The sequence below is a fragment of the Falsiruegeria sp. JB4-1 genome (assembly GCF_055693495.1).
The window spans coordinates 4,065,878-4,091,881 of sequence record NZ_JBVFTZ010000001.1 but is presented as its reverse complement, the minus strand read 5'-3'; the positions used below and the strand labels follow the sequence as shown (position 1 = coordinate 4,091,881).

General features: G+C 57.5%; 22 protein-coding genes and 6 pseudogenes. 19 read left to right on the top strand and 9 right to left on the bottom strand.

Annotated elements, in window-relative coordinates:
- Positions 1-27: 27 nt before the first annotated feature.
- A pseudogene (locus ACZ1HE_RS20850) lies at positions 28-980 on the bottom strand (dihydrodipicolinate synthase family protein).
- On the bottom strand, positions 977-3,100 hold the full coding sequence (locus ACZ1HE_RS20845; protein ID WP_472623919.1) for a xanthine dehydrogenase family protein molybdopterin-binding subunit: 2,124 nt from the start codon (positions 3,098-3,100) through the stop codon (positions 977-979). The pseudogene ACZ1HE_RS20850 and the gene ACZ1HE_RS20845 overlap by 4 nt, the downstream one beginning before the upstream one ends.
- Before the next feature lie 155 nt (positions 3,101-3,255).
- Here ACZ1HE_RS20845 and ACZ1HE_RS20840 point away from each other — a divergent pair, with 155 nt between their 5' ends.
- Positions 3,256-4,044, top strand: a complete 789-nt coding sequence (locus tag ACZ1HE_RS20840; RefSeq protein WP_472623917.1) for an aspartate dehydrogenase — start codon at positions 3,256-3,258, stop codon at positions 4,042-4,044.
- 10 nt (positions 4,045-4,054) lie between these two features.
- Positions 4,055-5,017: a LysR family transcriptional regulator gene (locus ACZ1HE_RS20835; protein WP_472623915.1), complete on the top strand. Its 963-nt coding sequence runs from the start codon at positions 4,055-4,057 to the stop codon at positions 5,015-5,017.
- Here ACZ1HE_RS20835 and ACZ1HE_RS20830 read toward each other — a convergent pair.
- Entirely contained in the window at positions 4,999-6,138 is a 1,140-nt protein-coding gene (locus tag ACZ1HE_RS20830; protein WP_472623913.1) for a trans-sulfuration enzyme family protein, read from the bottom strand. The genes ACZ1HE_RS20835 and ACZ1HE_RS20830 overlap by 19 nt on opposite strands.
- A 244-nt stretch (positions 6,139-6,382) precedes the next feature.
- Between ACZ1HE_RS20830 and ACZ1HE_RS20825 the strand changes: the two genes are divergently transcribed.
- From ACZ1HE_RS20825 to ACZ1HE_RS20810, 4 genes and pseudogenes are all read left to right on the top strand, one after another.
- Positions 6,383-7,876 (top strand): lysophospholipid acyltransferase family protein, encoded by a 1,494-nt coding sequence (locus ACZ1HE_RS20825; RefSeq protein ID WP_472623911.1) that lies wholly within the window; start codon positions 6,383-6,385, stop codon positions 7,874-7,876.
- 99 nt (positions 7,877-7,975) lie between these two features.
- Positions 7,976-9,158, top strand: a pseudogene (locus ACZ1HE_RS20820) (glycine C-acetyltransferase).
- A 14-nt stretch (positions 9,159-9,172) separates the two neighbouring features.
- Positions 9,173-10,201 carry an L-threonine 3-dehydrogenase gene (tdh, locus tag ACZ1HE_RS20815; RefSeq protein WP_472624585.1) on the top strand — a complete coding sequence of 343 codons (1,029 nt, stop codon included), beginning with the start codon at positions 9,173-9,175 and terminating at the stop codon, positions 10,199-10,201.
- Between the two features lie 60 nt (positions 10,202-10,261).
- Positions 10,262-11,221, top strand: a complete 960-nt coding sequence (locus ACZ1HE_RS20810) for a PLP-dependent cysteine synthase family protein (RefSeq protein ID WP_472623909.1) — start codon at positions 10,262-10,264, stop codon at positions 11,219-11,221.
- Here ACZ1HE_RS20810 and ACZ1HE_RS20805 read toward each other — a convergent pair.
- The 3 genes from ACZ1HE_RS20805 to ACZ1HE_RS20795 all read right to left on the bottom strand — a co-directional run bounded on the left by ACZ1HE_RS20805 (position 11,201) and on the right by ACZ1HE_RS20795 (position 14,912).
- Positions 11,201-11,938: a metallophosphoesterase family protein gene (locus tag ACZ1HE_RS20805; RefSeq protein ID WP_472623907.1), complete on the bottom strand. Its 738-nt coding sequence runs from the start codon at positions 11,936-11,938 to the stop codon at positions 11,201-11,203. The genes ACZ1HE_RS20810 and ACZ1HE_RS20805 overlap by 21 nt on opposite strands.
- A gap of 129 nt (positions 11,939-12,067) precedes the next feature.
- The gene (serA, locus tag ACZ1HE_RS20800; RefSeq protein WP_472623905.1) at positions 12,068-13,663 is read right to left on the bottom strand and encodes a phosphoglycerate dehydrogenase; all 1,596 of its coding nucleotides are present in this window, start codon (positions 13,661-13,663) and stop codon (positions 12,068-12,070) included.
- Between the two features lie 94 nt (positions 13,664-13,757).
- A complete protein-coding gene (locus ACZ1HE_RS20795; protein WP_472623903.1) occupies positions 13,758-14,912 on the bottom strand; it encodes a phosphoserine transaminase in 1,155 nt (384 codons plus the stop codon).
- Between the two features lie 348 nt (positions 14,913-15,260).
- Here ACZ1HE_RS20795 and serB point away from each other — a divergent pair.
- From serB to ACZ1HE_RS20775, 4 genes and pseudogenes are all read left to right on the top strand, one after another.
- A pseudogene (serB, locus tag ACZ1HE_RS20790) lies at positions 15,261-16,138 on the top strand (phosphoserine phosphatase SerB).
- 55 nt (positions 16,139-16,193) lie between these two features.
- Positions 16,194-16,517 (top strand): ArsR/SmtB family transcription factor, encoded by a 324-nt coding sequence (locus tag ACZ1HE_RS20785; protein WP_472623901.1) that lies wholly within the window; start codon positions 16,194-16,196, stop codon positions 16,515-16,517.
- A complete protein-coding gene (locus ACZ1HE_RS20780; RefSeq protein ID WP_472623899.1) occupies positions 16,514-16,942 on the top strand; it encodes an SRPBCC family protein in 429 nt (142 codons plus the stop codon). The genes ACZ1HE_RS20785 and ACZ1HE_RS20780 overlap by 4 nt, the downstream gene beginning before the upstream one ends.
- A gap of 24 nt (positions 16,943-16,966) precedes the next feature.
- The gene (locus ACZ1HE_RS20775; protein ID WP_472623897.1) at positions 16,967-17,281 is read left to right on the top strand and encodes a YciI family protein; all 315 of its coding nucleotides are present in this window, start codon (positions 16,967-16,969) and stop codon (positions 17,279-17,281) included.
- Positions 17,282-17,298: 17 nt separating this feature from the next.
- Here ACZ1HE_RS20775 and ACZ1HE_RS20770 read toward each other — a convergent pair.
- Positions 17,299-18,293: pseudogene (locus ACZ1HE_RS20770) on the bottom strand (asparaginase).
- 172 nt (positions 18,294-18,465) lie between these two features.
- Between ACZ1HE_RS20770 and ACZ1HE_RS20765 the strand changes: the two are divergent.
- The 7 genes from ACZ1HE_RS20765 to ACZ1HE_RS20735 all read left to right on the top strand — a co-directional run bounded on the left by ACZ1HE_RS20765 (position 18,466) and on the right by ACZ1HE_RS20735 (position 22,863).
- Complete coding sequence (locus ACZ1HE_RS20765) at positions 18,466-19,005, top strand: invasion associated locus B family protein (RefSeq protein WP_472623895.1); 540 nt, start codon at positions 18,466-18,468, stop codon at positions 19,003-19,005.
- Between the two features lie 212 nt (positions 19,006-19,217).
- Positions 19,218-19,781, top strand: coding sequence for a carboxymuconolactone decarboxylase family protein (locus ACZ1HE_RS20760; protein ID WP_472623893.1), 564 nt, complete (start codon positions 19,218-19,220; stop codon positions 19,779-19,781).
- 120 nt (positions 19,782-19,901) lie between these two features.
- On the top strand, positions 19,902-20,303 hold the full coding sequence (locus tag ACZ1HE_RS20755) for a DUF805 domain-containing protein (protein WP_472623891.1): 402 nt from the start codon (positions 19,902-19,904) through the stop codon (positions 20,301-20,303).
- A 106-nt stretch (positions 20,304-20,409) separates the two neighbouring features.
- Positions 20,410-20,796 (top strand): lysozyme inhibitor LprI family protein, encoded by a 387-nt coding sequence (locus ACZ1HE_RS20750; RefSeq protein WP_472623889.1) that lies wholly within the window; start codon positions 20,410-20,412, stop codon positions 20,794-20,796.
- 87 nt (positions 20,797-20,883) lie between these two features.
- Positions 20,884-22,065, top strand: coding sequence for a dual-specificity RNA methyltransferase RlmN (gene rlmN, locus ACZ1HE_RS20745; RefSeq protein ID WP_472623887.1), 1,182 nt, complete (start codon positions 20,884-20,886; stop codon positions 22,063-22,065).
- Positions 22,066-22,144: 79 nt separating this feature from the next.
- Positions 22,145-22,534 carry a hypothetical protein gene (locus tag ACZ1HE_RS20740; RefSeq protein WP_472623885.1) on the top strand — a complete coding sequence of 130 codons (390 nt, stop codon included), beginning with the start codon at positions 22,145-22,147 and terminating at the stop codon, positions 22,532-22,534.
- Positions 22,535-22,653: 119 nt separating this feature from the next.
- Positions 22,654-22,863: a hypothetical protein gene (locus ACZ1HE_RS20735; RefSeq protein ID WP_472623883.1), complete on the top strand. Its 210-nt coding sequence runs from the start codon at positions 22,654-22,656 to the stop codon at positions 22,861-22,863.
- A gap of 15 nt (positions 22,864-22,878) precedes the next feature.
- Here ACZ1HE_RS20735 and ACZ1HE_RS20730 read toward each other — a convergent pair whose 3' ends face one another.
- On the bottom strand, positions 22,879-23,166 hold the full coding sequence (locus ACZ1HE_RS20730) for a hypothetical protein (RefSeq protein ID WP_472623881.1): 288 nt from the start codon (positions 23,164-23,166) through the stop codon (positions 22,879-22,881).
- A 61-nt stretch (positions 23,167-23,227) separates the two neighbouring features.
- Positions 23,228-24,071, bottom strand: a pseudogene (locus tag ACZ1HE_RS20725) (LOG family protein).
- Positions 24,072-24,150: 79 nt separating this feature from the next.
- Here ACZ1HE_RS20725 and ACZ1HE_RS20720 point away from each other — a divergent pair.
- Positions 24,151-25,068 (top strand): threonine/serine dehydratase, encoded by a 918-nt coding sequence (locus ACZ1HE_RS20720; RefSeq protein WP_472623879.1) that lies wholly within the window; start codon positions 24,151-24,153, stop codon positions 25,066-25,068.
- Positions 25,069-25,167: 99 nt separating this feature from the next.
- Positions 25,168-25,996: pseudogene (gene dapD / locus ACZ1HE_RS20715) on the top strand (2,3,4,5-tetrahydropyridine-2,6-dicarboxylate N-succinyltransferase).
- Positions 25,997-26,004 lie beyond the last annotated feature (8 nt).

Sequence of the window (26,004 nt, the reverse complement as noted above, 5' to 3'; positions counted from 1 at the left end):
CCCGCCTTATGGTGTCTTTGTGATGTCTCAGAGTTTCAGACCACAGTTTTCGAAGGCTTCACGCGTGGCCGCCTTTTCAGCGTCGGTCAATTGCAGCAAGGGGAGCGAACCGGGCCGCCAACTTGCCCCAGCAGCTCCTGCCAGTATTTGCCATGGGCCTGCGGCTTGCCGCCAGGTTTGGTGCGTTTGATAGCTTCACGTACCGGCTCAAGGCTGTCGCGCACTTTGCGGGCCTCGGCAAATTTCCCTTCAAACGCCAATTGGGTGTATTCATTCATGCGCTGATCGGTTTTGGTCTGGATCTGATAGGGCGGTGACGAACACAGATAGAGCTTCCAGTTCAGTTCTTCGATGTTGTCCAGCCATTCGGCCTCGGACGCTGTTGAGACGTGGATCTTGTCGCCAACCAGATGGGTTAGCTTTACATACATCTCGCGCGGGACCGAATATTTGATCGCCACGATGTTGGGCAGATCTGCCACCCGCGCGCAAAGCTCGGGGCTCATCAGGTAACCGCTGTCGGGGTGGCTCCACATGGCGATGCCTATGTCCACGCGGTCGCAGAGTTCCTTGTAGTAGTTGAACACGGTGTCATCCTGATCGGTCACGAAGTGCAGGATCGGGGCATGAACAACCACATAGTCTGCGCCGCAATCTTGTGCGTGTTTGGCTAGGTCGACCACCGTGTCGAAGTTCTGATCCGAGGCCGACATGATGGTGCCTGCCTTGCCGTCGCACTCCTCGACCGCGATTTCGAAATTCCGTTTGCGCTCGTCCAGCGACATGGAAAAGAATTCGCCCTGCTTACCGGCAATGAACAGGCCCTGAATGTCCAGATCGTCGACCCAGTGGCGGATGTTTGATCGCAGACCGGCCTCGTTGAAGGACCCGTCCGCGTTGAACGGGTTGAGAGCAGCTGCCCAAATCCCGCGCATGTTTTCGCGGGCGTAATCCTTGGCGTCGAGTTTCGAATACTTCATGAGTTTTGTCCTTGCTTGGCCTCTTGCATGGCCTGCCAGAGGGTGTGTGCGGTCAGTGGCATATTCAAATCGGTAATGCCCAAGGGGCTGAGGGCGTCGATTGCGGCATTCAGGATGGCGGGCGGCGCACCAATAGTTCCGGCCTCGCCAACACCTTTTGCCCCCAGGCTGTTCATCGGGCTGGCGGTTTCGAAAGTCTGCATAGCCAAGCGCGGTACGTCATTGGCGCGCGGCATGGCGTAATCCATGAAGGACCCGGTCAATAGCTGCCCGTCGTCGTCATAGATCACCTGTTCCATCAACGCTTCACCCACGCCTTGGGCAAACCCTCCTTGAATCTGTCCTTTGACCAGATCGGGATTGATTATGCAGCCAGTGTCGTCGACACATGAGGCATGTTCCAATGTCAGAGTGCCAGTGTCCGGGCAGATTGAAAGCAAAACCAGATATGCGCCATACCCCCAAGCCTGGCCCTTGTTTTCATAACGAACTTCAGAGGTCAGAGGGGCGGTTTCACCAGCCGACAGACGTTCGCGAGTTTCACGGCATGCCTGCAATACCGCGCTGCCGCCAATGGCCGTCGATCTGCTCGCCAGCGCGCCGATGCCTTCGGGACACGTGCCGGTATCACCACACTGAACAGTGATCTGGTCGGGGGACAGATGCAAAACATCTGCAGCGATCTGGGCAAACGCCGTCTCGCGTTCGTGACCCTGAGACGAGCTGCCGCTGTCTACCTGTGCCCTGCCATCAGTGCTCAAGGTGACGCGCGCGCTTTCCCAACCGGAACCGGACGGCTCGACGTAGAAACAAACGCCTAGGCCCACCAATTCTCCATCTCGACGGCGGCGCTCTCTTTGTTCCGACAGATCGGTGTAAAGGCCTTGATCTTTCAAAATCCCGAGGGCGCGGGAATAATCACCAGAATCCAACAAATTACCGGTGGCCGTTTCGCGCGGCAATTGGTCTGCGGCGAGCAGGTTCTGCAATCTAAGGTCAATTGGGTCGCGGCCTAGTTCCTTTGCGGCCTTGTCCACCAAGCGTTCCATCAGGCAGTTGGCTTCGGGGCGGCCAGCTCCGCGATAGATGCCGGTCGGGCCAATGCGGTGCTGCACAGCGCGCGTCTGCACATCAATCGCAGGAACATCATAGCCGGTCGGCAGCAATCGTCCTGCGTTCCAAGCAGTAATCAGCCCGCTGTTGGGAAGCCAGCTGCCAACTGGTGCCTCAATGTTCGCTTGTAGAGCGAGAAACTTTCCATCAGCGGTCAAGGCGAGCTTTCCCCGGCTGTAAACGCCTCGGCCATGAGTAGCAGACAAGAACTCTTCGGATCGAGTTGAGGTCCATTTGGTATTGCGCTTGTGTTTGAATGCAGCCCAGACGGTGAAGACCTCTTCTGGGTAGATTGACCCTTTCATTCCAAACGCTCCGCCCACATGGATGGCAATCACACGAATGCGTTCGAGGTCGATGTTTAGGATTCGGCAGAGTTCGGACCGAGAGCGGTGGGGAGTCTGAGTGGAATGCCAGACCGTCGCAGTATCTGTTTCTGCGTGATATTCGACGGTTATAGTTCTAGGTTCCATCGGATTAGGGGCCAGGCGCGGGTGATTGAGTTCCACTTCGACCACATGGGCGGCCGCCTCAAATTGGTGGGCGGTGTCGCCGCTGGACCATGTGTCTTTGGCAATCGTCTTTTCGGGCTGTTGATTCTCACCGTCTTCAATATCGGCATAGATCAGCTCTGCTGCGTCCAAAGCCAGATTTTGAGTTTCTGCCAAAACGGCGGCGACTGGTTGCCCGACACTTTCGACCAGTGATTGGGCCAAAACCGGATATGGAAGCGAATGCAGCAAAGGAATGACCTGATTGACCGCGAGTGCGCCAAGGTGGGCAACGTCTTTGCCGCAGTGGACGTCAAAAACACCGTCTTGCGCCCGTGCATCATCCAAATCCAATGAACTGATTTTTCCTAATGCAACTGGGCTACGATGGAATGCGACAAAAAGAGGTTGGTCCAGAGGAACATCATCAGCGTACCGCCCGTGGCCGCGCAGCAGTGTCGGCGCAACCCGGGTCGGCACGGACCGACCCACATATTTTGCCTTGGTCTGTGACATTGCACACCGTTCGGTTTCAAGCTTGGGTAATCGGAGATGATCATGAATAGAAGGTTGTGAAAAATACAAAGAAGAGAAATTGCTATAACTGGAATGGATAGCAAACACGTTGGGTTGAAAGTATAGAGAAGACCAAGTGGAGCAAAGGACACCTCATGAAAATCGCTCTTATCGGCAATGGCGCCATTTCCCAGTTTGTACAGTCTGCCCTGCGCGAGATTGATGCAGATCTGTTGGCGTTGATCATGCGGCGCGAGCGCGTCGATGGCCTGCAAGGTGCTGAGGGGGTGCCGGTCGTGGCCTCCGTCGATGAGTTGCCTGAGAGTGTCACTCATGTCATCGACTGTGCCGGCCATGCAGGTTTGCGGGCGCATGGCCCAAAGGCTTTGGCGCGTGGCTGTGACGTGATCACGGTGTCCATCGGTGCCTTGGCCGATGCCGATCTGCTGTCCGATCTGGAGAAATCGGCCCGCTCTGGTGGCAGTAGGTTGCATCTAGCCAGTGGCGCAATTGGCGGTCTGGATGCATTGCGCGCGGCCCGATGCGGTGATCTGGGGACGGTACGGTATGTTGGGCGTAAGCCCCCAGAAGGGTGGAAGGGGTCACCGGCCGAAGACGTGGTCGACCTGTCGGTCCCTTTGAACCACGCGCAGGTGCATTTCATTGGAACCGCACGGGACGCCGCGTTGCGGTATCCCAAGAACGCAAACGTCGCGGCGGCGGTGGCTTTGGCCGGGGTTGGTTTCGAGCGGACAGAAGTTGAACTGGTTGCAGACCCCAACACCCAAACAAACGTGCACGAGATCCATGCCCAGGGTGACTTTGGATCATTCCGGTTCGAGATTTCCGGCAAGACACTGCCAGATAACCCGCGCAGTTCCGCTCTGGCGGCCATGAGCGTGGTTGCTGCCATCGTCGAAGCAAGACAGCCGATTGGGGGTTAAAGGGGAAGCCATGAGCCACTCTCGAATTGTCGAACGGGTTCTTACACGGCTCAAACTTCGTCAATTGCGCCTCCTGGTGGCCGTGGGAAAGCATGGCAACATTCAGAACGCAGCGCGTGAATTGAATGTTTCGCAACCGGCTGCAACCAAGATGATCAAGGACCTGGAGCTGGACTTTGAGGTTCAGCTGTTCACACGGACCAATCGCGGCGTTGTTCCGACGGTCTATGGCGATGCGTTGATCCGACATGGGAAACTGATCTTTGCCCAGGTGTCGAATGCTGCACAAGAGCTGGATGATCTGAACGAAGGTAACAGCGGGCGGGTGGTGATAGGCACCTTGCTGGCCGCGTCACCGCAACTGTTACCAGCGGCAATTCAGCAGGTGATCCGTGCGCGCCCAAATGTGGCGATCAAGGTTGTCGAGGGCACCAACGAGGTGCTGATGCCTGCGCTGCATTCCGGCGAAATTGACCTTGTCGTCGGACGTCTGCCCACCCACCGCTACCGCAGCGAGTTGGAGCAGCGCACATTGTTTGACGAAAAGATCGTGCTTGTGGTCGGCGCGGGCCATCCGCTGTGTGACAAACCTGGTTTGACATTTTCCGATCTTACGGCGTTTGGGTGGATTCTGCCGCCCGTTGAAACCACGCTGCGCAGACAACTGGACCAGTTCTTTGTGCGCAACGATCATTTCTCACCTTCGATGTCTGTTGAATCCGTATCCTATCTAACCAATCGCGCATTGTTGCAGAACGAGTCGCTCATCGGGCTGATGCTCGGCCCATGTTGCGGCACAGGACATTGCCGCTGGCACACTTGCGCAGTTGCCGCTGACCTTACCGTTTGGAACCGGGCCCGTAGGCGTGTCGTACCGGGCGAAGGCGCAATTGTCGCCAGCTGGTGCTGCTTTTCTGGAAGCACTGACCGAGGTTGCCTTGGGGTTGTAACCGATTACCCCTTCAGGGCTTGATCGAGGTCGGCGATTAAGTCTTCGACATCTTCGATGCCGATCGACAGACGCAACAAGTTCTCGGGAATGCCGGTGTGGGGCTCGATGGTATGACGGTGTTCGACAAGGCTCTCGACCCCGCCCAGTGACGTCGCCCGGTGGAACAGGTTCAGTCGACCCGCAACTGCCAAGGCATCCGCGGCCCCTCCCTTCACCAAGACCGACAGCAGGCAGCCAAAGCCACCTCTCATTTGTTTCTTGGCAATCTCATGACCTGTAAAACCGGGAAGCCCGGGATAATACACGTCGGCCACGTTGGGGTGGTTGTTCAGGAAATCTGCAACTTTTTGTGCGTTGGAACACATGCGCTCGACACGCAACGGCAATGTTCGCATCCCGCGTACCAACAACCAGGCGTCAAACGGGCTCATAACCGCACCTGCTCCCTGCCTGTCTGTGGTAATTTCTTGCCAGACGGCATCGTCGGTCGCGGTTGAAAGCACCCCACCCAGTACGTCTGAATGCCCGTTGATCGCCTTGGTGACCGAATGCATTACCAGATCAGCACCCCATTCGATCGGATTGCACAATACCGGGGTTGCAGCTGTTGCATCCACCAACAGTTTTGCGCCCGCGCCATGAACCTGTTTGGCTGCGTTCTCGATATCGACTGTAAGCAGCCAGGGGTTTGACGGTGTCTCAATCAGAACAAGATTGGCCTTGGTCTGGCATAGCGTTGACAGAGTTTCGGGCGAGCGGGCATCAAACTCGTCGAGGGCAATCTGTCGCCGTTCGCAAAATTCTCGAACCCATTTTGTCGTACCCCAATAGATACCAGCCTGAACAATCGCGCGGCCACCGTTGGGAATGGTTCGAAACGCGGCAGCAATTGCCGCCATGCCTGAAGGGAACAAAAGCGAGGCTTCTGCACCCTCTAATCGGGCAATCAATTGCTCGGCAAGGCGTGTTCCCTCGTTCTGATCCCGCAAGTATACGTTGTCCGAATTCAAGGGCTCGTAGTTTCGATCGCGGGCAAAGGTCGTGGCAGGTTGAATTGGCGGCACGACGCCACCGCTTTGACGGTCCAGAGCACCCAACGCTTGCGCGGCCAAGGTGGCCGGTTTCAATGATCTATCATCCATCAATTGTCTCCTTGCCGGACTGCATGTGTCGAACGACGCACGGGTGCCATTGGTGTCTTCACATGCCGTCATTGTCCAGTCAGATTAAGCAAACATGATACCGAGTTTGGGTTTGCGGGGCTGGGCAGGTCGCGCTAGGCTCAGTTGGTGCTGAAAAGAGGTCTTAACGGGTTTTACCGATAATAAACTGGGATCCGTCAGCAATTGTAGCAAACGGTCGTTCGATTTGAATGACGGGGAATTGATGAAGGTATTGTCCACGCCCAATCGGATGAAACACGGGCGTGAGGGGCATAAAAAGAAGATGGTGGATCCGCAGAAGCCGAACACAATGCGCATGTCTCGGGTCAACGTTTTTCTGCGTGGCATCGGGCGCATCCTGATGAATTCTTTCTTCAGCCGGATTGAAGTCGTCGGCGCCGAGAAGTTTCCGCTCAAGGGGCCGGTGATGATCGTTGCCAATCACGGTAACAGTTTGGTTGATGGGGTTCTTGTCAGCTGTTTTCTACCGCGCATGCCGCGTTTGCTGGCCGCCAGCATCTTGTGGGACTACAAACCGCTGGTTCCCCTTCTGAAAGCAGCGGGCGTCGTGCCGGTGTACCGGCAACAAGACGTCGGAATGAAGATGGCCAAAGACAGACCCTTGTTTGACAGATCGTCTGAAGTTCTGGCAAACACGGGCGTTCTATCGGTGTTTCCCGAAGGGCTTAGTCACAATCAGCCACATTTGTTGCCCTTGAAAAGTGGTGCAGCCCGGATTGCCCTTGAGGCTGAAGCGCAGGGTGGGGATTTGGGCGTGCAGATCCTGCCCGTAGGGTTGACGTTCGAAGATAAGTCTACCTTCAGGTCACGTGTACTGCTGCAAGTGGGAGAGCCAATTGGTATCACCAGACAAGCCCAAGTTTACAGGGCAACCAATGATGTCGCGACACGCCGCGCAGTCGTGCGAGATCTGACAGGGCGTATCCAGCAGGGGTTGTCCGAAGTGACGCTGAACTTCAGTTCCTGGGAAGATGCGCAGGTTATCCGACAGGCAACCGAACTTTGGCAACACACAGAAACCTGGGCTGAAAGTGGTATGGACGCCCGGACTTTGGCCGCAATGAAGAATCAGGTCAGAATGCAACATACGTTCTGTCGTGGCTATGCATGGGCAAAGCGTAACCGTCCCGAGCAAGTAGAACAGGCCTTGTCGAAGCTGGCGCGCTATACGGCGGCCCGAGGCGAGGATGTGCCTCGCGAGGGGAAGATTGCTGGATTTTCATTACGATGGCCTCGTGTGACCCTGTTTGCCTTGATGCCGATGTGGCTGATTGGATCGGTTCTGAATTTTGTCCCGTTTCATGTCTCGCGATGGTTTGCGCATGGCAAGGACGAGGACAAGATGGCAACGTGGTCATTGTTTTCGAGCCTGTTGCTGTTTCCTGGTAGTTGGCTGATCCAAGCTGCAATGTTGGGGTCATTGATCCCCCACGCAACGCAGCCAGGGTTCAACTGGACGGTTTTCTGGTCGGCTTTTGTTTTGGCACCTGCGGCGGGTTACCTGACGCTGACCTATCTAGACCTGCGCCAGGAGCTGCGTGACAGGGCGCGTGCCCGCCAGTCCAAAACAGCCGAGCACGATCTGCAGCTTCTGCGCACCGAGTTGTCCGCCTCCCTTGAAAACATGGTTCTTGCCTATGTGTCACGACCCGAGGCTGCGACTAGGCACAAAGACCAGCAGGCAGAGGAAAACTGAAAATCCGCATTGGCGGAAATTTTTCCGTAATGGTGAACTTCTCCTATTTCGGAATTCCATCCGTTATGGTAGACACTGACTCGAAATCAGGAGGTCGTTATGTCCGAAGCTTTTTTGTCACGTGTTTCTCAAACCCTTGCTGAGATCGAGGCTGAAGGTCTGTACAAACGCGAACGAATGATCACCTCCCCCAGGGGGTGAGATCACGGTAGGTGATCGCGAAGTTATCAACCTGTGTGCCAACAATTACCTTGGTCTTGCGGATCACCCCGCACTCATCGAGGCCGCTCAGAGAGCAATGGGGGACAAGGGTTTTGGCATGGCTTCGGTCCGGTTTATCTGTGGCACACAAGATATTCACCGCGAGCTTGAACAGCGTCTGGCCAAGTTTCTGAACAAAGACGACGCGATCCTGTTTGCGGCCTGTTTTGATGCCAACGGCGGGCTGTTTGAGCCGTTGCTGGGGCCAGAGGATGCAATTATTTCGGACAGTTTGAACCATGCTTCGATCATCGACGGGGTTCGGTTGTGCAAGGCCAAACGCTATCGCTATTTGAACAACGATATGAACGACCTTGAGGCATGGTTGAAACAGGCCCGCGAGGACGGCGCGCGGCACATCATGATCGCGACGGACGGCGTGTTTTCGATGGACGGGTATCTGGCCAATCTGCCTGCCATCCGCGCATTGGCGGACAAATATGATGCCGTGGTCATGGTCGACGATTGCCACGCAACAGGCTTCATGGGACCGAACGGCGCAGGCACACCGGATCACTTTGGCGTTGATGTGGACATTCTGACGGGAACTTTGGGCAAGGCACTTGGGGGGGCAATCGGCGGTTATATCGCCGGGCCGCAGCCAGTGATCGACCTGCTGCGGCAGCGGGCGCGGCCCTATCTGTTCTCAAATTCGCTGCCGCCCGCCATCGTCGCTGCCGGGATCGAGGCGATCCGCTTGGTCGAAGAGGGAGGCGCCTTGCGTGCGCAACTGTTCGAAAACGCCACACATTGGCGCAACGGATTGTCCGAGTTGGGGTTTGACCTGCTTGAAGGCGAGCACCCGATCATTCCGGTGATGCTGGGAGAGGCCACGCTGGCGCAGGAAATGGCATCGCGACTTTTCGATGAAGGCGTCTATGTCTCGGGCTTCTTCTTCCCCGTGGTCCCACGCGGCAAAGCACGTATTCGAACGCAGATGAATGCCGCCCTGACACGCGACGATCTGGACCGTGCACTAGCCGCCTTTGGCAAGGTGGGCAAAGAGTTGGGAGTGATCTGATGCGACCAAATACGATGAAGGCTTTGGAGAAGTCCCATCCGCGCGAAGGGCTGTGGCAGGTCCGTGCGCCGGTACCCGAAATTGGCCCGGATGAGGTTCTGGTGCGGATCAACAAAACCGGGATATGCGGCACAGACATCCACATCTGGAACTGGGACGAATGGGCGTCACACACGGTGCCGGTTCCGATGATCACGGGGCATGAGTTTGCAGGTGAGATTGTCGAATTGGGTCGTAATGTGACCGGCTTGAATGTTGGGCAGCGCTGCTCGGGCGAAGGCCACCTTATCGGAACCGACAGCCGTCAGAGCCGCGCGGGCAAGTTTCACCTGGATCCTGGAACGCGCGGGATCGGCGTGAACGAACAGGGGGCTTTTGCCGAATACCTTCGGCTGCCTGCGTTCAACGTGGTGCCCTTGCCGGATGACATACCTGACGAGATCGGTGCCATTCTCGATCCTCTGGGCAACGCAGTGCACACAGCGCTGAGTTTTGATCTGTTGGGCGAAGACGTTCTGATCACTGGTGCAGGTCCCATCGGGATCATGGCGGCAGCGGTGGCCCGCCACGCCGGCGCACGCAATGTGGTGATCACCGATATCAACGCGGATCGCTTGAAATTGGCCGAACATGTGGTGCCGACGGTGCGGGCGGTCGACGTGTCGAGCGAGGACCTGAACGATGTGATCGCCGAGCTTGGGCTGACCCAAGGGTTTGATGTCGGACTTGAGATGTCGGGTTCCCAAGCAGCGCTGGATCAGATGGTCGAGGCATTGGTCATGGGCGGTAAGATCGCGTTGTTGGGGATTCCGCCGGGAAAATCTCCGGTGGATTGGAGCCGGATCGTGTTCAAGGCGATCACGATCAAGGGTGTTTATGGCCGCGAGATGTTCGAGACCTGGTACAAGATGATCGCGATGCTGCAGAACGGCTTGGACGTGAGCCGTGTCATTACGCATCGGTTTGGCGTGGATGAGTTTGAGGCTGGGTTTGAGGCGATGAAATCCGGGCAGAGCGGCAAAGTTGTTCTGGATTGGGGCTGACGGTAGGGGGCGCTGCCCCCGTCGCTGCGCGACTCCCCGGAGTATTTGAAAAAGGTGAAGATGGTGGCGCACAACTCGATTGTCGATGTAATCGGTGGCACGCCGTCTGTGTGGTTGGATCGGATGGTGCAGGCGCGCGGGCTACAGGGGCGGATACTGGCGAAGCTTGATTATCTGAACCCCGGCTTCTCTAAGAAGGATCGGGCGGCCAAGGGCATCATCGAAGCGGCTGAAGCTGAGGGAAATTTGGTGCCCGGGCAGACCGTGGTTGAGCTGACCAGCGGTAATATGGGCACCGGGCTGGCAATTGTCTGCGGGATCAAGGGCTATCCCTTTGTGGCAGTCATGTCGCGCGGCAACTCGGAAGAGCGCGCACGGATGATGGAGGCGCTTGGGGCCGAGGTGGTACTGGTGGATCAGGCGCACGGAAGTTTTCCGGGTGAAGTTTCAGGTGAGGATCTGGCGTTGGTCGAGGCCGAGGCGGAACAGATCACTGCCGCACGCGATGCCTTTCGCGCGGATCAGTTTCATCACTTGGGGAATGCTCAGTCTCATATGAACACGACGGCACCTGAGCTTTGGGCGGACTCGGATCACACGATGACCGCATTTGCGGATTTTGCGGGATCGGGCGGGACATTTGCAGGCACAATGCAAGGGCTGCGCCAGATGAATGCCGACATTCGCGGTTATCTTGTCGAGCCCGAAGGCGCGGCTGCCTTGGCCGGTCAGGATGTCACCCAAGCCGGACACCCTATTCAAGGCGGCGGCTATGCAATGTTTGACTTGGCCTTTCTGCGCGATGTCCGTGCTGATGGTTATCTGACCGTGTCAGGCGATGAAGCGCGGCAGACGACACGAGCGCTGGCGCGGGAAGAGGGAATCTTTGCCGGGTTTTCTGCCGGGGCAAATGTGGCCGCCGCTCTACGGTTGCTGGAAGGGGTAGAGGCCGGGGGTGTGATCGGAGTGGTGATCTGCGACAGCGGGTTGAAGTATCTTTCAACCGATCTCTGGGGCTAAGCGCACACGGCCCTGATCGGTCAGCAGCCAGCAGTCGCCGTTCTCGAAAACGACGGCGGACAGAGGCCCGCCAAACGCGGCACCGGAATCCAGATTGACGCGGTTGCCTTTGTGTTCCGCCTGTTTCGCAGGCGTGTGGCCATGAACCACCAACCAGGGGTGTGGGTCGGCGTAGTTCAGAAAGGTCTGCCTGATCCACACCAGATCGTCTTCGACTTGATCCTGTAGGGCCACACGTGGCCGGACACCTGCGTGAACGAACAGCAGACCGTCCTGCAAATAGGTTGTCGGTAGATCGTTGAGAAAGGTCACGTGTTCGGCCGGAATGGCGTTGCGCGCAGCAGAGTGAACTTCATGAATGCGGGTGCGTTCGGGCACATCGACGCCATAGGAGGCCAGAGTTTCGATGCCGCCCAGCCGTTCATGTAGCCAGTGATAGCCGACCAGCAGTTGGTTGTCGTTCATCGGATAGTCCTGCATGAACATGGTAAACATCCGATCGTGATTGCCCTTGAGTGTGATCCAATCACGTCCCTGCGCCTTGCCGCGAACCAGCAGGTCAAGAACGCCACGGCTGTCGGGTCCACGGTCGGTGTAATCCCCCAGGAATACGACACGTGCATCCTTGCCGCCGTCCGTTTCAATCCGGTCAAGTGCTGCCTCAAGCAGCTCTAGCTGCCCGTGCACGTCGCCGATGGCGTAAATTGGTGTGGTCATTTTCTGCCCGATCCTGCTTGGCCTGACCCTAGCAATGTGGCCGTGCAGCGCAACCGGCAAGAGCGGGCAAAAAGACGCCGCCCCGGTGAAGGGGCGGCGTTTTGAGCGTCGTCACAGATGTTCGGGTCTTTAGACGACGTCAAATTCCAGCGGCTTGATCTGGGTGAACAGGCCGGTCTCAGCCAGCTTGGCGCGTGCTTCTGCCGGGACAGGTTCGTCCACATAAAGCAGAGCGATGGCTTCCTGACCCGCTCCGGCACGGCCAAGCGTAAAGTTGGCGATGTTCACGCCGTTCGCACCCATGGTCTGACCCAATGCGCCGATGATGCCCGGCACGTCTTCGTTTGTGGTGTAGAGCATGTGGCGCCCGATCTCGGCGTCGATGTTGATGCCCTTGATCTGGATGAAGCGTGGCTTGCCGTCGCTGAACACGGTTCCACCGATCGAACGCTCGCGCTTGTCGGTGACCACGGTGACCTTGATGTAACCTTCAAATGCACCCGACTTGTCCTGATTGGTCGTCGAGATCTGGATGCCACGTTCCTTGGCCACAACCGGAGCCGAAACCATGTTCACCTCGGGGTTGAACTTTTTCATGATGCCGGCGACGGCGGCACAATTGAGCGCAGCCAGGTTCATCTCGGCGGCGACGCCGTCATAAAGGATGTTGATCGCTTTCACGGGTTCGTCGGTCATCTGACCTACGAAAGAGCCAAGATGTCCGGCCAGCTTGATCCAGGGGCCCATGACCTTGGCTTCTTCGGCGGTGACCGACGGCATGTTCAGCGCGTTTTCAACGGCACCGGTTAGCAGGTAGTTCGACATCTGCTCAGCTACTTGCAGAGCTACGTTTTCCTGCGCCTCGGTTGTGGCGGCACCAAGGTGCGGGGTGCAGACCACATTGGGTAGGTTGAAGAGCGCGTTGTCTTTTGCCGGTTCGACGGCAAAAACGTCAAAGGCAGCGCCAGCAACGTGACCCGATTGCAGCATCTCGGCCAGCGCCTCTTCGTCGACCAGACCGCCACGGGCACAGTTGATGATGCGGACGCCCTTTTTGGTCTTGGCAAGGTTCTCGCGGCTCAGGATGTTGGCGGTGGCGTCGGTGAACGGCACGTGCAGGGTGATGAAATCGGCGCGCGCTAGCAGGTCGTCGAGTTCGACCTTTTCGACGCCCATTTTGTCGGCTTTCTCTTCGCTCAGGAAGGGGTCATAGGCGATGACCTTCATTTTCAGGCCACGGGCACGGTCGCAGACGATACCGCCGATGTTGCCGGCACCAATGACGCCAAGTGTTTTGTTGGTTAGCTCGGTGCCCATGAATTTGGACTTTTCCCATTTGCCAGCGTGTGTGCTCTCGCTGGCCTCGGGGATCTGGCGGGCCACGGCGAACATCATGGCAATGGCGTGTTCGGCGGTGGTGATCATGTTGCCAAAGGGTGTGTTCATGACGATCACACCTTTTTTCGACGCCGCATCTTTGTCGATGTTGTCGGTGCCGATGCCGGCGCGGGCGATGACCTTTAGATTGTCGGCGTTTGCCAGGATCTTTTCGGTCACTTTGGTGGCCGAGCGGATGGCAAGGCCATCATACTGACCGATCACCTCGGCCAGCTTGTCCTTGTCTTTGCCCAGGTCGGGCTGGAAATCCACGTCAATGCCGCGATCGCGAAAGATCTGAACGGCGGTTTCGGAAAGCTTGTCGGATACGAGTACTTTGGGGGCCATGGGTTGTGGTCCTTTGATTGGTCTGCGGGAGGGGCGCGGAATTTTTCAAAAATTTCCGCATCGTTTTCTTCTCAAGAAAACGGTCCCCGTTGCGTTAGGCGGCTTGGGATTGTGCTGCGATTTCGGCCTCGAATGCCCAGGCCAACCAAGGCAGCATTGCCTGAATGTCCGAGGTTTCGACCGTACCACCACACCAGATCCGCAGACCGGCGGGCGCATCGCGATAAGCACCGATGTCGAGCGCGATGTTCTCTGCCTCGAGCCGTTTGGCGACGGCTTTGGCAAAGGCGGCACCGTCCTGAATGCGGGCGTCGTTGAATTTCAGACACACGCTGGTATTCGAACGCGTCGCGTCATCCTCGGCCAGGTTGGCGATCCAGTCGTTGGCGGCGCAGAAGTCGAACACGGCCTGCGCGTTGGCATCCGCGCGGGCGATCAAACCCTGCAGGCCACCAACCGAGCGGGCCCAGTCAAGAGCGAAGAGGTAATCCTCAACTGCTAGCATCGAGGGCGTGTTAATCGTCGCACCTGTAAAGATACCGTCGATCAGCTTGCCGCCCTTGGTCAGGCGGAAGATTTTTGGCAGCGGCCAAGCGGGCGTGTAGCTTTCGAGACGCTCAACGGCGCGGGGGCTGAGGATCAGCATGCCGTGCGCCGCCTCGCCACCCAGCACCTTTTGCCAGCTGAACGTGGTCACATCCAGCTTGTCCCAAGGCAGGTCCATCGCAAAGGCGGCCGAGGTCGCGTCGCAGATGGTCAGACCTTCGCGGTCATCAGCGATCCAATCAGCGTTCGGGACACGGACACCTGCTGTGGTACCGTTCCAGGTAAAAACGACGTCGTTGTTACAATCGACCGAGGCGAGATCAACGATCTGGCCGTAGTCGGCGGTTTTCACCTCGGCGTCGATCTTCAGCTGTTTCACAACATCCGTGACCCAGCCCGAGCCAAAGCTTTCCCAAGCCAGCATCTCGACCTTGCGCTGACCCAGCAGCGACCAGAGGGCCATTTCCACGGCACCGGTGTCCGAGGCGGGCACAATGCCGATCTTGTAATCTGCGGGGATGCCCAGAACCTCGCGCGTGCCTTCGATCGCGGCCTTCAGCTTGTCCTTGCCAACGGCGGCACGGTGCGAGCGGCCCAGAGCGGCGTCGGCGAGTTTGGTGACATCAAATGTGGGGGGTTTGGCACAGGGGCCAGAGGAAAAACGCGGATTGGCCGGGCGCGTTGCCGGTTGATGAGTAGCCATTTCTGGTATCCTTACAGATATCTGCCCTTCGTTGGGGAAGGGTGTCCCACCGACAGAGCTAGGCTGCTGCAGCGCGGCGTGCAAGACAAAAAGAGGTCTGATTTCGACGCTTCGTCACGTGAAGGCGACGCAAATGACCACTATCGGAAACTCTTGTTCCGGGGTTGCGGGATATTTACCCGGTGCGTCTGTCGCAGGTTGCGGAATAGAGTATTTTTGAAAAGATGAAGTATGTCAGTGTTTTAGGAGCATGCCGCAACAGTGAAACTGGACGTGCAAGTTGAAGTTACCCGTCTCTGGCGCATTTTCTGCGGCTGCGCTATGCGAAGAGCAAAGGAGACTCTGCCGATGTTTGTTGCCACGTTGCTCACGAATCCCTCTCAGCCCTCACTGGACGCCGCTTTGGTCGATTCTCTGCGCAATGCCTGGGGGGCGGTGACGCGATCTGGCTGGCTCCGGATGAGGCAGCGGAGTTTGAGTTGCCGAGCCAGCCTGACAACCAATGGGAGGTCTGGGCGGATCTGCAGAAATTGGGTGTTGATCTGGTGGTGCAACCAGTCGCGGGGCGGCGCAAGAAAATGCTTCTGGCGGACATGGACAGCACTATGATCCAGCAGGAATGCATCGATGAATTGGCCGAGGTCGCAGGCGTTGGCCCGCGCGTCAAAGAGATCACGGCGCGGGCGATGAACGGCGAGCTGGATTTCGAGGGCGCACTGACCGAGCGCGTTGGCTTGCTCAAAGGTCTGGACGAGGGTGTCATTCAGCGGGTGCTGAAGGAGCGGATCACGTTGATGCCCGGCGGCAAGGCTTTGCTCGCCACGATGAAGACCAACGGTGGATATGCTGCGTTGGTGTCGGGCGGGTTCACGGCATTCACCTCTTCCGTGGCAGCGACGTTGGGCTTTGACGAAAACCGGGCGAACACGTTGCTGGTCGCAGAGGGCAAACTGACCGGAGAGGCGGGGCGCCCCATTCTGGGTAAGCAGGCTAAGGTCGAAGCCTTGGAGCAGATCACCGCACGTTTGGGAATTGCTGAGGTGGATGTAATGGCCGTGGGAGATGGGGCAAACGATCTGGGCATGCTCAAGCGGGCTGGAACCGGCGTGGCGTTGCATGCCAAACCGTCAGTCGCAGCTGAATGCGAGGTGCGGATCAACCACGGGGACCTGACTGCGTTGCTTTATGTGCAAGGCTATGCGCGCAGTGAGTTTGTTCTGAGCTAAGCACCGCGGCAGGACAGGGCTTTACATATTTAACGGTAATGTTAAATAATGTGATATGCCCGATCTCGTTACTGCATTTTCCGCACTCTCTGATTCCACGCGCTTGGGAATCGTCGAACAGCTCATGTCCCAAGGCGAATTGGCTGCTGGTGACTTGATCGAAGGGCGCGGCATGTCCGGTGCTGCGATCTCGCGCCATTTGAAGGTGCTGCGTCAGGCGGGGTTGATCAAACAGCGCGCCAACGGACCGCAGCGATTGTATTCCATCCAGCCTGACGGGCTGCGCGCCATTGCGGATTGGACCATTTCGAAACGCGAATTTTGGGAAACCAGCCTGGATCGGCTGGAGGCCGCCATTTTGGAGGATGATGAGCAATGACCGACCTGCGTCTGGAGCGCGAGTTTCCCGTGAGCCCTGAAAAGCTGTATGCTTGGGTAACGAACACCGAAAAACTGCTGAAATGGTGGGGCCCCGAGGGGCTGCATGTGCCGGTGCATGACTTGGATTTCACACGCCTTGGCCCGTGGCATTCCACGATGCAAAACGAAGAGGGTCAGCAGTACAAGGTGTCGGGTCAGGTGACCCATGTGGACGCTCCAAAATCGGTTGGTTTCACTTGGGGCTGGCATGATGACGATGATAAGCGCGGGCCTGAAAGCCATGTGACGTTCACGATTGTTGAAACCGCATCAGGCGCGCGTTTGATGATTGATCATCGCGAGCTTGGCGATGACGAAATCAGCGCCAATCACGAAAGCGGTTGGACCTCGTCGCTGCGCAAGTTGTCCGCTCAATTAAATTAACGATTGCAACAGGAGGAAATTGAAATGCCACAGTTCGTATTTGCCTATCACGGCGGTGCAAAACCCGAGACTCAGGAAGAGGGCGAACGGGTCATGGCGGCCTGGGGTGCCTGGTTTGAGAATATGGGAGAAGCGCTGGAAATTCCCGGTGCACCAGTTGGTATGTCCAAGACGGTCAGTGCCAGCGGGGTAGCAGATGACGGCGGTGCGAACCCGATCTCGGGTTACACTGTGGTCAAAGCTGACAACATGGATGCCGCCACGAAAATGGCCAAAGGCTGCCCGATGGTTGTTGATGGCAACGGTTCGGTCGAAGTTGCCGAAGTGATGGAGATGTAAGCCTGCAGGCCGGAGCTCTAAATGAACCCGGCCGCTGGTTTGATCACGCCACAATCCACATTGCGCCGGTTCAGGATTGGCGCGTTCATGAATTTTCTGGTCGCCGGATGATCGGCGTCCAGCACCCCAAGCTCAACCAGAATGGCGGCAATAGCACATTCGCTGGCACGGGTTGTGCCATCTGCGATTTTTAGAGCAACACCCATGCGTTTTTCCGGGATGATGGCAATGAACACTGCTTCGGCCCCGGTTTTGATCGCCACCTTTCCATCCATTGCGCGCATCAGTTCGGTGCAAGCCCGGCCTTCGCCTGCGACCAGTTCCGGGTGCTTGATCATCGCGGCGGTCAGCTGTTCGGCGGCAGCGCTTTGGCGATCGGAGCGGTCAGCGGCTGAGGCAAACCACGCCATCGATCGGGCCAGCCCGGTCAGCGAGGTTGCAAAGTTGGGTGCCGAGCAGCCATCAATGCCGTAACCGGGGCTGGTTTCGTCAGTGGATTCTTCGAACGCGGCGAGGCAGGCTTGCTGCACGGGGTGGTCGATGTCGATGTATTCCGCACCTGCATCCATGTGTTGGGTCAGGGTCAGGAATCCCGCGTGTTTACCTGAGCAGTTGTTGTGCATCTGGCAGGGAGATTTGTGATCAAGGATAAGACCGTTCCGTGCATCCAGATCAGCGGGCTCCTGCGGGCCACAACGAAAATCATCATCTCCCATCCCGAGGTGGTCCAACCAGGCTGACACCCTGTCCGTATGGATCGCGGCCCCATTGTGCGAGGCGCAGGCCAGCGCCATGTGCTCGCTGTTCAGCCCGAATTTCGCGGCAGCACCTGAGCTGAGCAGGGGGAGCGCCTGAATCATTTTGGCGGACGAACGGGGATAGATGCGGGCGTTCGGATCGCCCCAACTGCGCACGATCTGACCGGTGTCGTCGCAGACCACCGCGTGACCCAAATGGACGCTTTCCAAAAAGGTCCTCGCCAAATTTCGGTCATCGGAACTGGTTGTGTCATCGTATCCTCCCAATTTCTTGGCAGATTCTCGCCAATCACTCTTTCACCCATGGTGAAACCTGCGTTAGTGTGTCTATGTCGGCAAATGATGGATTGCGCAAGACAGACAGGTTGCCAAGCCTGCGGGCGTGCCATGGAATTGAGGTTAAGGACGGTCTAGGAGGCTGGACAAATGGGATCGAAACTTGTCCGCATCATCGCGGGCCTGTGTGTGGCGGGGACGACCGCCTTCGCAACCAGCGTATATGCTCAGGCGCAAAGCTCGAACCGAGTGGCGGCCAAAACAGATTGGAGCGTCTTTGTCGAAGACGACCCCACCGAATGCTGGAGCGTCTCAGCCCCTAAGGAAACCGTGAACACTCGCGGTGGCCGCGTTGTGGCTGTTCGGCGCAGTGACATTCTTCTTTTTGTGTTCTTCCGCCCCAAGGCTGACGTCAAAGGCCAGGTGACGTTCACAGGCGGTTACCCTTTTGCGCCAGGATCGACCGTGAACCTGAACGTGAGCGGTACCGAGTTTGAGCTGTTCACCGAGGGCGAATGGGCTTGGCCTGCAACGGCGGCGGATGACACCAAGATCATTACGGCTATGAAACGCGGGGCGCAGGCTGTGCTGACCGCACGTTCGGCTCGAGGAACACAGACCAAAGACACCTTCTCGCTCTTGGGCTTTACCGCGGCCATCGAAGACGCGGAAAAGCGCTGCGACAAGTGATCGGACTTTAGCGGATGACCCTGGATCGCTCTGAGGTCCTTACGCAAACAGTTCCGAATTCGCCGCACTTTTGCGCAGATGATGTTTCTGCAAAGCACAATTCCGTGATTTTCTGAGCGTCTATGCACAGTAGATTGTGCCAGGATTGCCGTTTCGTCTTTGGGGCTGCGTAACTAACTTGTGTCAGCAATTCTGACCAAGGACCGCAATCCATGACTGAGACCACCATTCACACCATCGAAACTGCCCCCGACGCTGCCAAACCCCTACTCGAAGGGTCCGTCAAAGCCTTTGGCTCGATCCCCAATCTGCACGGCGTGATGGCGACCAGCCCTGCGTTGTTAGGGGCGTACAAAGAGCTGTCGCGTCTGGCGATGACCACTGGGTTCTCGCCAGAAGAGCGCACGGTCATCTGGATGACAATGAATGTCTCCAATCAATGTCATTACTGTGTGCCCGCCCACACCGGAATCGCCAAGCGCGAGAAGGTGTCGAACGACATCATCAATGCCCTGCGTGATGAAGAGCCACTGGCGGACGCCAAGCTGGAAACCCTGCGAAGCTTTACCCTAGCCTTGCGCGACAACCATGGTCGCCCTTCTGCGGACGAACTGGCCGCGTTCCGGGCTGCGGGCTATGACGACAAAGCGCTGCAGGACCTGCTGGTGATCTTTGCGCAAAAGGTTTTGTCGAACTACACCAACGCGCTGTTTGAAACGCCAGTAGACGGAATGTTCCAGCCCTTTGCATGGCAGCCCCGGGCAGCGGCCGAGTAACAGTATTCGCCACTTTGGCTAGTAGCGGTCGACCTGTCGTATGGCGGGTCGACCGTTTTTGTTTGACCACTCAACTCACGATCGGGCAGCATGTCGATATTTGAATGTATGAGGGTCAAAATGACTTTTTCCGAAGCTGTTAAGACTTGTTTTTCAAAGTACGTAACATTCTCAGGCAGGGCAGGCCGACCAGAGTATTGGTGGTTCCTGCTGTTTGTCGTGTTGATATCTGCGGTGCTATCGGTCGTTGACCGCATGCTGTTTGGGGTGAACCCAGAGACACTGGAACAGAGCCGCCTGTTGACCGGCCTCTTTCAGATCGCAACCTTCCTGCCTCTACTTGCAGCTGGATGGCGGCGTATGCACGATGGTGGGTATCCGGGATGGTACCTTTTGTTGCCGATGTTTGTTTCCATGACGACCGTATTGTTCCTGTTTTCGGGCATCATGGCTTTTTCTTTATGGAAACACGTGTCGATGACCCGGATGTTCTGCGCGGTCCAGCCGCGGCCCTTGGGCTGACCGGACTGTTTGTGGCCGGATTCGTGCAACTTGCGTTGGCCGTACTCATGATCTGGTGGTTGACCCGCCCCTCTCAGCCCGAAACAAACGAATATGGAGCACCTTCATGATCAAGAAGATATGTTTGTTCGTTCTGTGCCTTTACCCGTTGCATGCTGCTGCTGACCCGTCGTTGGAATGCAGTGATGCGGGCTCGCAAGTTGAAATCGGAGCTTGCGTCTCGGAAGCGGCGCAACGCGTGGAGGCTGCTATGGTTATCGCGCAAGAGATTGCGATGGCGTCGGCGCAAGAGTTGGATGAGGTCACGGGACGAGCGGTTGCGGTGCCTGCGATGAACGCGGCGCAAGAATCATGGGCGGCCTATCGCGATGCGCAATGCAAAGCTGTGGGGGCTTCTTTCGGAGGAGGCTCGGGCACAGGTATCGCCATCCAGTCCTGTATGATTGAATTAGGACGGGTCCGGATCAAAGAGCTTATGAGCATGACTCAATAAGCGCGTCGCTTTGTTCCGCGAAACCTTTTGATCTTTGCTGGAAATCCTATATAGAGGCGCATCCCGCGACAGAATCCGAGCAAAGCCATGTCTGCCAAAGCGCCGATCACCCAAGATGTCATGACGATCCCCCGCAAGTTGCCCGAGGGGCCGATCAACCTTGTTGGTCTGACCCGCGCGCAAATGCGCGAGGTTCTGATCGAAAACGGCACGCCGGAAAAGCAGGCCAAGATGCGGGTCGGGCAGATCTGGCAGTGGATCTATCAGTGGGGCAAGCGCGACTTTGCCGAGATGACCAATCTGGCCAAAACGTACCGCGCCGACCTGGCCGAGAAGTTTGTGATCGAAATCCCCGAGGTTGTCTCGCGTCAGGTGTCCGAGGATGGTACTCGCAAGTATCTGGTGCGGATCGCTGGCGGGCATGAGGTCGAGGTGGTGTATATCCCCGAAGAGGGACGCGGTACGCTGTGTGTGTCGTCGCAAGTCGGCTGCACCCTGACATGTTCGTTCTGCCACACAGGCACGCAGAAATTGGTGCGCAATCTGACGTCGGCGGAAATCGTGGGTCAAATCATGATGGCGCGTGACGATCTGGAAGAATGGCCTGTCCCGGGTGAACCCAAGGACGAAACCCGCCTGTTGTCCAACATCGTTCTGATGGGCATGGGCGAGCCGCTTTACAACTTTGACAATGTGCGCGACGCGATGAAGATCGCGATGGACCCCGAAGGTATCTCGCTGTCCCGTCGTCGTATCACCCTGTCGACGTCCGGCGTTGTTCCGGAAATTGCCCGCACGGCCGAGGAAATCGGATGTCTGCTGGCGATCTCGTTCCACGCAACCACCGACGAGACCCGCGATATTCTGGTGCCGATCAACAAGCGTTGGAAGATCAAGGAACTGTTGCAGGCGTTGGCGGATTACCCGCGGGCCAGCAACTCGGAACGGATCACGTTTGAATACGTGATGCTTGAAGGTGTGAACGACACCAAGGAAGATGCACACCGTCTGATCGCGCTGATCAAGGAATACAACATTCCGGCCAAGATCAATCTGATCCCGTTCAACGAATGGCCGGGTGCGCCGTACAAGCGTAGTTCTGGCAATCGGATCCATGCATTCGCGGACATCATCTACAAAGCGGGCTATGCCTCACCGATCCGCACGCCGCGCGGCGAGGATATCATGGCGGCCTGTGGTCAGCTGAAATCGGCAACCGAGCGCGCGCGCAAGTCTCGCAAACAGATCGAGGCCGAAGCCGGGCTTTGAAATTCTTGATGAATTTCGCCTGAACCATGGGTAGGGTGCATTCAAGTTCTGATGAAATTGAATGTGAGGTATTGATCCCATGTCCCGCCGTATCCTGTCGGCCGTCGCATTGTTGATCGGCAACGCTGTTGGTCTTTTGTTGGCTGTCGCACTTTTGCCTGGTTTCAAAATCGCGCCACTGTCCATCATTGTTGTCGTGTTGGTTTTCACCGTTGTTCAGGTGATCGCTGATCCTTTGATCACCAAGATCAGTGAAAAGAACGTCCCGGCGCTCAAAGGTGGCGTTGCTCTTGCCGTAACCTTTGTTGGCCTGCTTATCACCGACCTGATCGCATCTGGCCTGACCGTCGGCGGTGTGGCGAACCTGCTGGCCGCCACTCTGTTGGTGTGGCTGGGCGCTGTGATTGCCGGTGTTCTGATCCCAATGTTCCTGTTTAAGGAACTGCAAGACAACAAGGCCAAAAAATAACTGGCCCAAAGGCAGCCCCACCGGCTGCCTTAATCTTTCCTCATTTCCGGTAAAGTTCGGCCCTGATCAACAGTCAGTTTCCAATCTGTAAACAAACAAAAAACGTTGAGGATGGAATAATGGCACAAGCAGATATTGGCGGCGCGCTGATCGAGGATGGCATTCTGGATTTGCTTCGCGAAGAACGCACCAAAGCATTGAGCGCACGGGAATGGAAATTCCGGATCGCGGGCTTTGGTTATGGGATCAAGGACGTGCGCGGCTCACAAGTCGTCACCAAGCTTCCCCAGGGCACCGAGTTGGGCGTTCTTCCGGCGCAGTTCGGCTGAGTTTTCTCAGCCGACTTATACCGAAACCGCCGCTGGCCCTTCCAGCGCACCGGTGTTGATGCCTCCCCTTTCAGGACGGGTATCGGCCCGCATGTGCATCACGGTTTCGCGGACTCGGTTCCACGTGCCCTCGTCCGGGTAGATCAGGACAATCATTCCCTCGGTCGGGCTGGTGCGGACCAGATGGCCCGAGCTTGCGCCCATGGCCTTAAGCTGGCTGAGTTTTGACTCGGCGCTTTCGAGCAAGGCTGCTTCGTCTAGCGTTTCGTCATAACGCCAGGTCGAGACGGTTACATATGCCATTGGCCCCTCCCAAGGATGTGGCTGAGGGGCCCAGTCTAGCACAGTTTTGCCGATTCCCGGATCAGCGCCCCGGAATGTCGCTGCGTGGCGGCGCGACGTCCCAGTTTTCGATCAACTCCATCGCCTGTTGTGCGGTGTCGACAAAGCGGAATAGGTCCAAATCCTCGTCCGAAATCGTTCCCGCATCGGCCAAAGCCTCCCAGTTGATCACCTTCTCCCAGAATTCACGTCCAAAGAGCAGGAATGGCACCCGATCCATGCGCCCGGTCTGAATCAGAGTCAGCGCCTCGAACAGTTCGTCCATTGTGCCAAAGCCGCCGGGGAACACGGTGATCGCTTTCGCGCGCATCAGGAAATGCATTTTGCGGATCGCGAAGTAGTGAAAGTTGAAGCTCAGGTCGGGTGTGACATAGGCGTTTGGTGCCTGTTCGTGAGGGAGCACGATGTTCAGACCAATAGAACAACCTCCTGCATCCTCGGCCCCACGGTTGCCCGCCTCCATCACGCCGGGGCCGCCTCCGGTTACGATCACGTTCTCACGGCATCCGGACTGTTTGGATTTCTCGGTCATCAGACGGGCAAACTCATGCGCCTCGTCATAGTATTCCGACAGATCTGCCAGTGTTTGCGTCCGTGCGGTGTGTTTCTGTGCAGGCTCAGGGATGCGCGCGCCGCCAAACATCACAATGGTCGAGGTGATCTCGCGCTCGCCCATCATCAGCTCAGGCTTGAGTAACTCCAACTGCAGGCGCACTGGACGCAGCTCATCCCGGCACAGAAAATCCTCGTCCGCAAAGGCCAGTTTGTAGGCCGCACGAGCGGGTTTGCGGAGTATCCGGAACCTCACGCGCGGTTGAGCGGTCGGTGCCCGCATCGCGGAAGGGGCTCAGGCGGTCTTCTTTCATGTCACGGGGTTCCCTGCTTGCGTGTTTTTTCAACAGCTATAGGGTTCGCAGCGGCAACACCAGTGACAGGGACGCGACCATGCAGGGGAATTCCGAGATAAAAGCAGCAGCCGAGCGCATCGCAGGCCACGTTCAGAAAACGGCGGTGATGACGGTGAATGGCTTTGGACTGGACTATCCGGTCGAGTTGAAGCTGGAACACACCCAGCACACGGGTAGTTTCAAGGCACGCGGCGCCTTCAACACATTGCTCAGTTGTGATGTCCCTGCTGCGGGCGTTGTCGCGGCCTCTGGCGGCAATCATGGGGCAGCGGCTGCCTTTGCTGCGCGGGCGTTGGGGTATCCAGCTAAGATTTTCGTGCCGGAAATGGCCGGACCGTCCAAGATTGCCCTGATCGAAGGGATTGGTGCTGACCTGACTGTCGTGCCGGGCGAATATGCCAATGCGTTGGCTTTGGCCCAAGCGTATGAAGCCGAAACAGACGCGATGCAGATCCACGCCTATGACGCGCCTGCGACGGTGGCCGGGCAGGGAACCTGTTTTGCCGAATGGGACGCGCAGGGGCTTGAAGCTGATACAGTCCTGATCGCCGTTGGTGGTGGCGGCCTGATTGCAGGCGCGTTGGCTTGGTTTCAAGGCGCCCGCAAGGTCGTGGCAGTTGAGCCCGAGACCTCTTGCGCGTTGAACGCGGCACTGGCAGCAGGCGAACCCGTGGATGTTAACGTTTCGGGTGTGGCGGCTAATGCGCTTGGCGCAAGGCGGATCGGGGATATCTGTTTTGGTCTGGCAAAGGGCATGCAATCAGTGCTGGTCAGCGATGAAGCAATCACGCGGGCGCAGCATGCGTTGTGGCGGGAACATCGCCAGTTGGTGGAACCTGCCGGGGCCACGGCGCTGGCCGCCTTGATGTCTGGGGCCTATGTACCGGAACCGGGTGAACGAGTGGCTGTTTTGGTTTGCGGTGGCAATATCGCGCCTGATCCCTTGGCCACATGATCAAAACGCCGCAAAGGGGCGCGGGCGCGTCGGATTGCGCCTTGGCCCATTGCCCCTTATAGGCCATGTCAACATCACGAGAAACTCAGGGAGCCACCCATGTCGAACGCACAACTCGAAGCCGCCATCGAAGCCGCACTGGGAGGCGCGCGACACAATCACTCCGGCCACAACCGGCGAACAGCGTGAAGCCATCGAAGACACACTGAATGCGCTCGACAGTGGGTCGCTGCGTGTAGCTGAAAAGCAAGACAGCGGTGATTGGCATGTGAATCAGTGGGCCAAAAAAGCGGTTCTGCTGGGTTTCCGTATCAAGGACATGGAGCAGCACGACGGTGGCCCGCAGGGCAGCGGCTGGTGGGACAAGGTCGACAGCAAGTTCAAAGGCTGGGGCGACGATCAGTGGAAAGCTGCCGGTTTCCGCGCCGTGCCAAACTGCGTTGTCCGCAAATCCGCCTACATCGCCCCCGGCGTGGTCCTGATGCCGTCGTTCGTGAACCTGGGCGCTCACGTCGACGAGGGCACCATGGTTGACACATGGGCGACCGTTGGCTCCTGCGCGCAGATCGGCAAGAACGTGCACCTGTCGGGTGGCGTTGGCATTGGCGGCGTGCTGGAGCCGATGCAGGCTGGCCCCACCATCATCGAAGACAACTGCTTCATCGGTGCCCGGTCCGAGGTTGTCGAAGGCTGCATCGTGCGTGAAGGTTCGGTTCTGGGCATGGGCGTGTTCATCGGCCAATCAACCAAGATCGTTGACCGCGAAACCGGCGAAGTCATGTATGGCGAAGTGCCGCCTTACTCGGTGGTTGTTGCAGGCTCGATGCCGTCCAAAAACAACGTGAACCTCTACTGTGCTGTGATCGTCAAGCGCGTGGACGAAAAGACCCGGTCCAAGACCGGGATTAACGAGCTACTGCGCGACTGATCACTAAC

Bases quoted from the DNA above. Each gene is read 5' to 3' on its own strand.
- ACZ1HE_RS20845 (WP_472623919.1), bottom strand. From the start codon at position 3,100: ATGTCACAGACCAAGGCAAAATATGTGGGTCGGTCCGTGCCGACCCGG.
- ACZ1HE_RS20840 (WP_472623917.1), top strand. From the start codon at position 3,256: ATGAAAATCGCTCTTATCGGCAATGGCGCCATTTCCCAGTTTGTACAG.
- ACZ1HE_RS20835 (WP_472623915.1), top strand. From the start codon at position 4,055: ATGAGCCACTCTCGAATTGTCGAACGGGTTCTTACACGGCTCAAACTT.
- ACZ1HE_RS20830 (WP_472623913.1), bottom strand. From the start codon at position 6,138: ATGGATGATAGATCATTGAAACCGGCCACCTTGGCCGCGCAAGCGTTG.
- ACZ1HE_RS20825 (WP_472623911.1), top strand. From the start codon at position 6,383: ATGAAGGTATTGTCCACGCCCAATCGGATGAAACACGGGCGTGAGGGG.
- tdh (WP_472624585.1), top strand. From the start codon at position 9,173: ATGAAGGCTTTGGAGAAGTCCCATCCGCGCGAAGGGCTGTGGCAGGTC.
- ACZ1HE_RS20810 (WP_472623909.1), top strand. From the start codon at position 10,262: ATGGTGGCGCACAACTCGATTGTCGATGTAATCGGTGGCACGCCGTCT.
- ACZ1HE_RS20805 (WP_472623907.1), bottom strand. From the start codon at position 11,938: ATGACCACACCAATTTACGCCATCGGCGACGTGCACGGGCAGCTAGAG.
- serA (WP_472623905.1), bottom strand. From the start codon at position 13,663: ATGGCCCCCAAAGTACTCGTATCCGACAAGCTTTCCGAAACCGCCGTT.
- ACZ1HE_RS20795 (WP_472623903.1), bottom strand. From the start codon at position 14,912: ATGGCTACTCATCAACCGGCAACGCGCCCGGCCAATCCGCGTTTTTCC.
- ACZ1HE_RS20785 (WP_472623901.1), top strand. From the start codon at position 16,194: ATGCCCGATCTCGTTACTGCATTTTCCGCACTCTCTGATTCCACGCGC.
- ACZ1HE_RS20780 (WP_472623899.1), top strand. From the start codon at position 16,514: ATGACCGACCTGCGTCTGGAGCGCGAGTTTCCCGTGAGCCCTGAAAAG.
- ACZ1HE_RS20775 (WP_472623897.1), top strand. From the start codon at position 16,967: ATGCCACAGTTCGTATTTGCCTATCACGGCGGTGCAAAACCCGAGACT.
- ACZ1HE_RS20765 (WP_472623895.1), top strand. From the start codon at position 18,466: ATGGGATCGAAACTTGTCCGCATCATCGCGGGCCTGTGTGTGGCGGGG.
- ACZ1HE_RS20760 (WP_472623893.1), top strand. From the start codon at position 19,218: ATGACTGAGACCACCATTCACACCATCGAAACTGCCCCCGACGCTGCC.
- ACZ1HE_RS20755 (WP_472623891.1), top strand. From the start codon at position 19,902: ATGACTTTTTCCGAAGCTGTTAAGACTTGTTTTTCAAAGTACGTAACA.
- ACZ1HE_RS20750 (WP_472623889.1), top strand. From the start codon at position 20,410: ATGATCAAGAAGATATGTTTGTTCGTTCTGTGCCTTTACCCGTTGCAT.
- rlmN (WP_472623887.1), top strand. From the start codon at position 20,884: ATGTCTGCCAAAGCGCCGATCACCCAAGATGTCATGACGATCCCCCGC.
- ACZ1HE_RS20740 (WP_472623885.1), top strand. From the start codon at position 22,145: ATGTCCCGCCGTATCCTGTCGGCCGTCGCATTGTTGATCGGCAACGCT.
- ACZ1HE_RS20735 (WP_472623883.1), top strand. From the start codon at position 22,654: ATGGCACAAGCAGATATTGGCGGCGCGCTGATCGAGGATGGCATTCTG.
- ACZ1HE_RS20730 (WP_472623881.1), bottom strand. From the start codon at position 23,166: ATGGCATATGTAACCGTCTCGACCTGGCGTTATGACGAAACGCTAGAC.
- ACZ1HE_RS20720 (WP_472623879.1), top strand. From the start codon at position 24,151: ATGCAGGGGAATTCCGAGATAAAAGCAGCAGCCGAGCGCATCGCAGGC.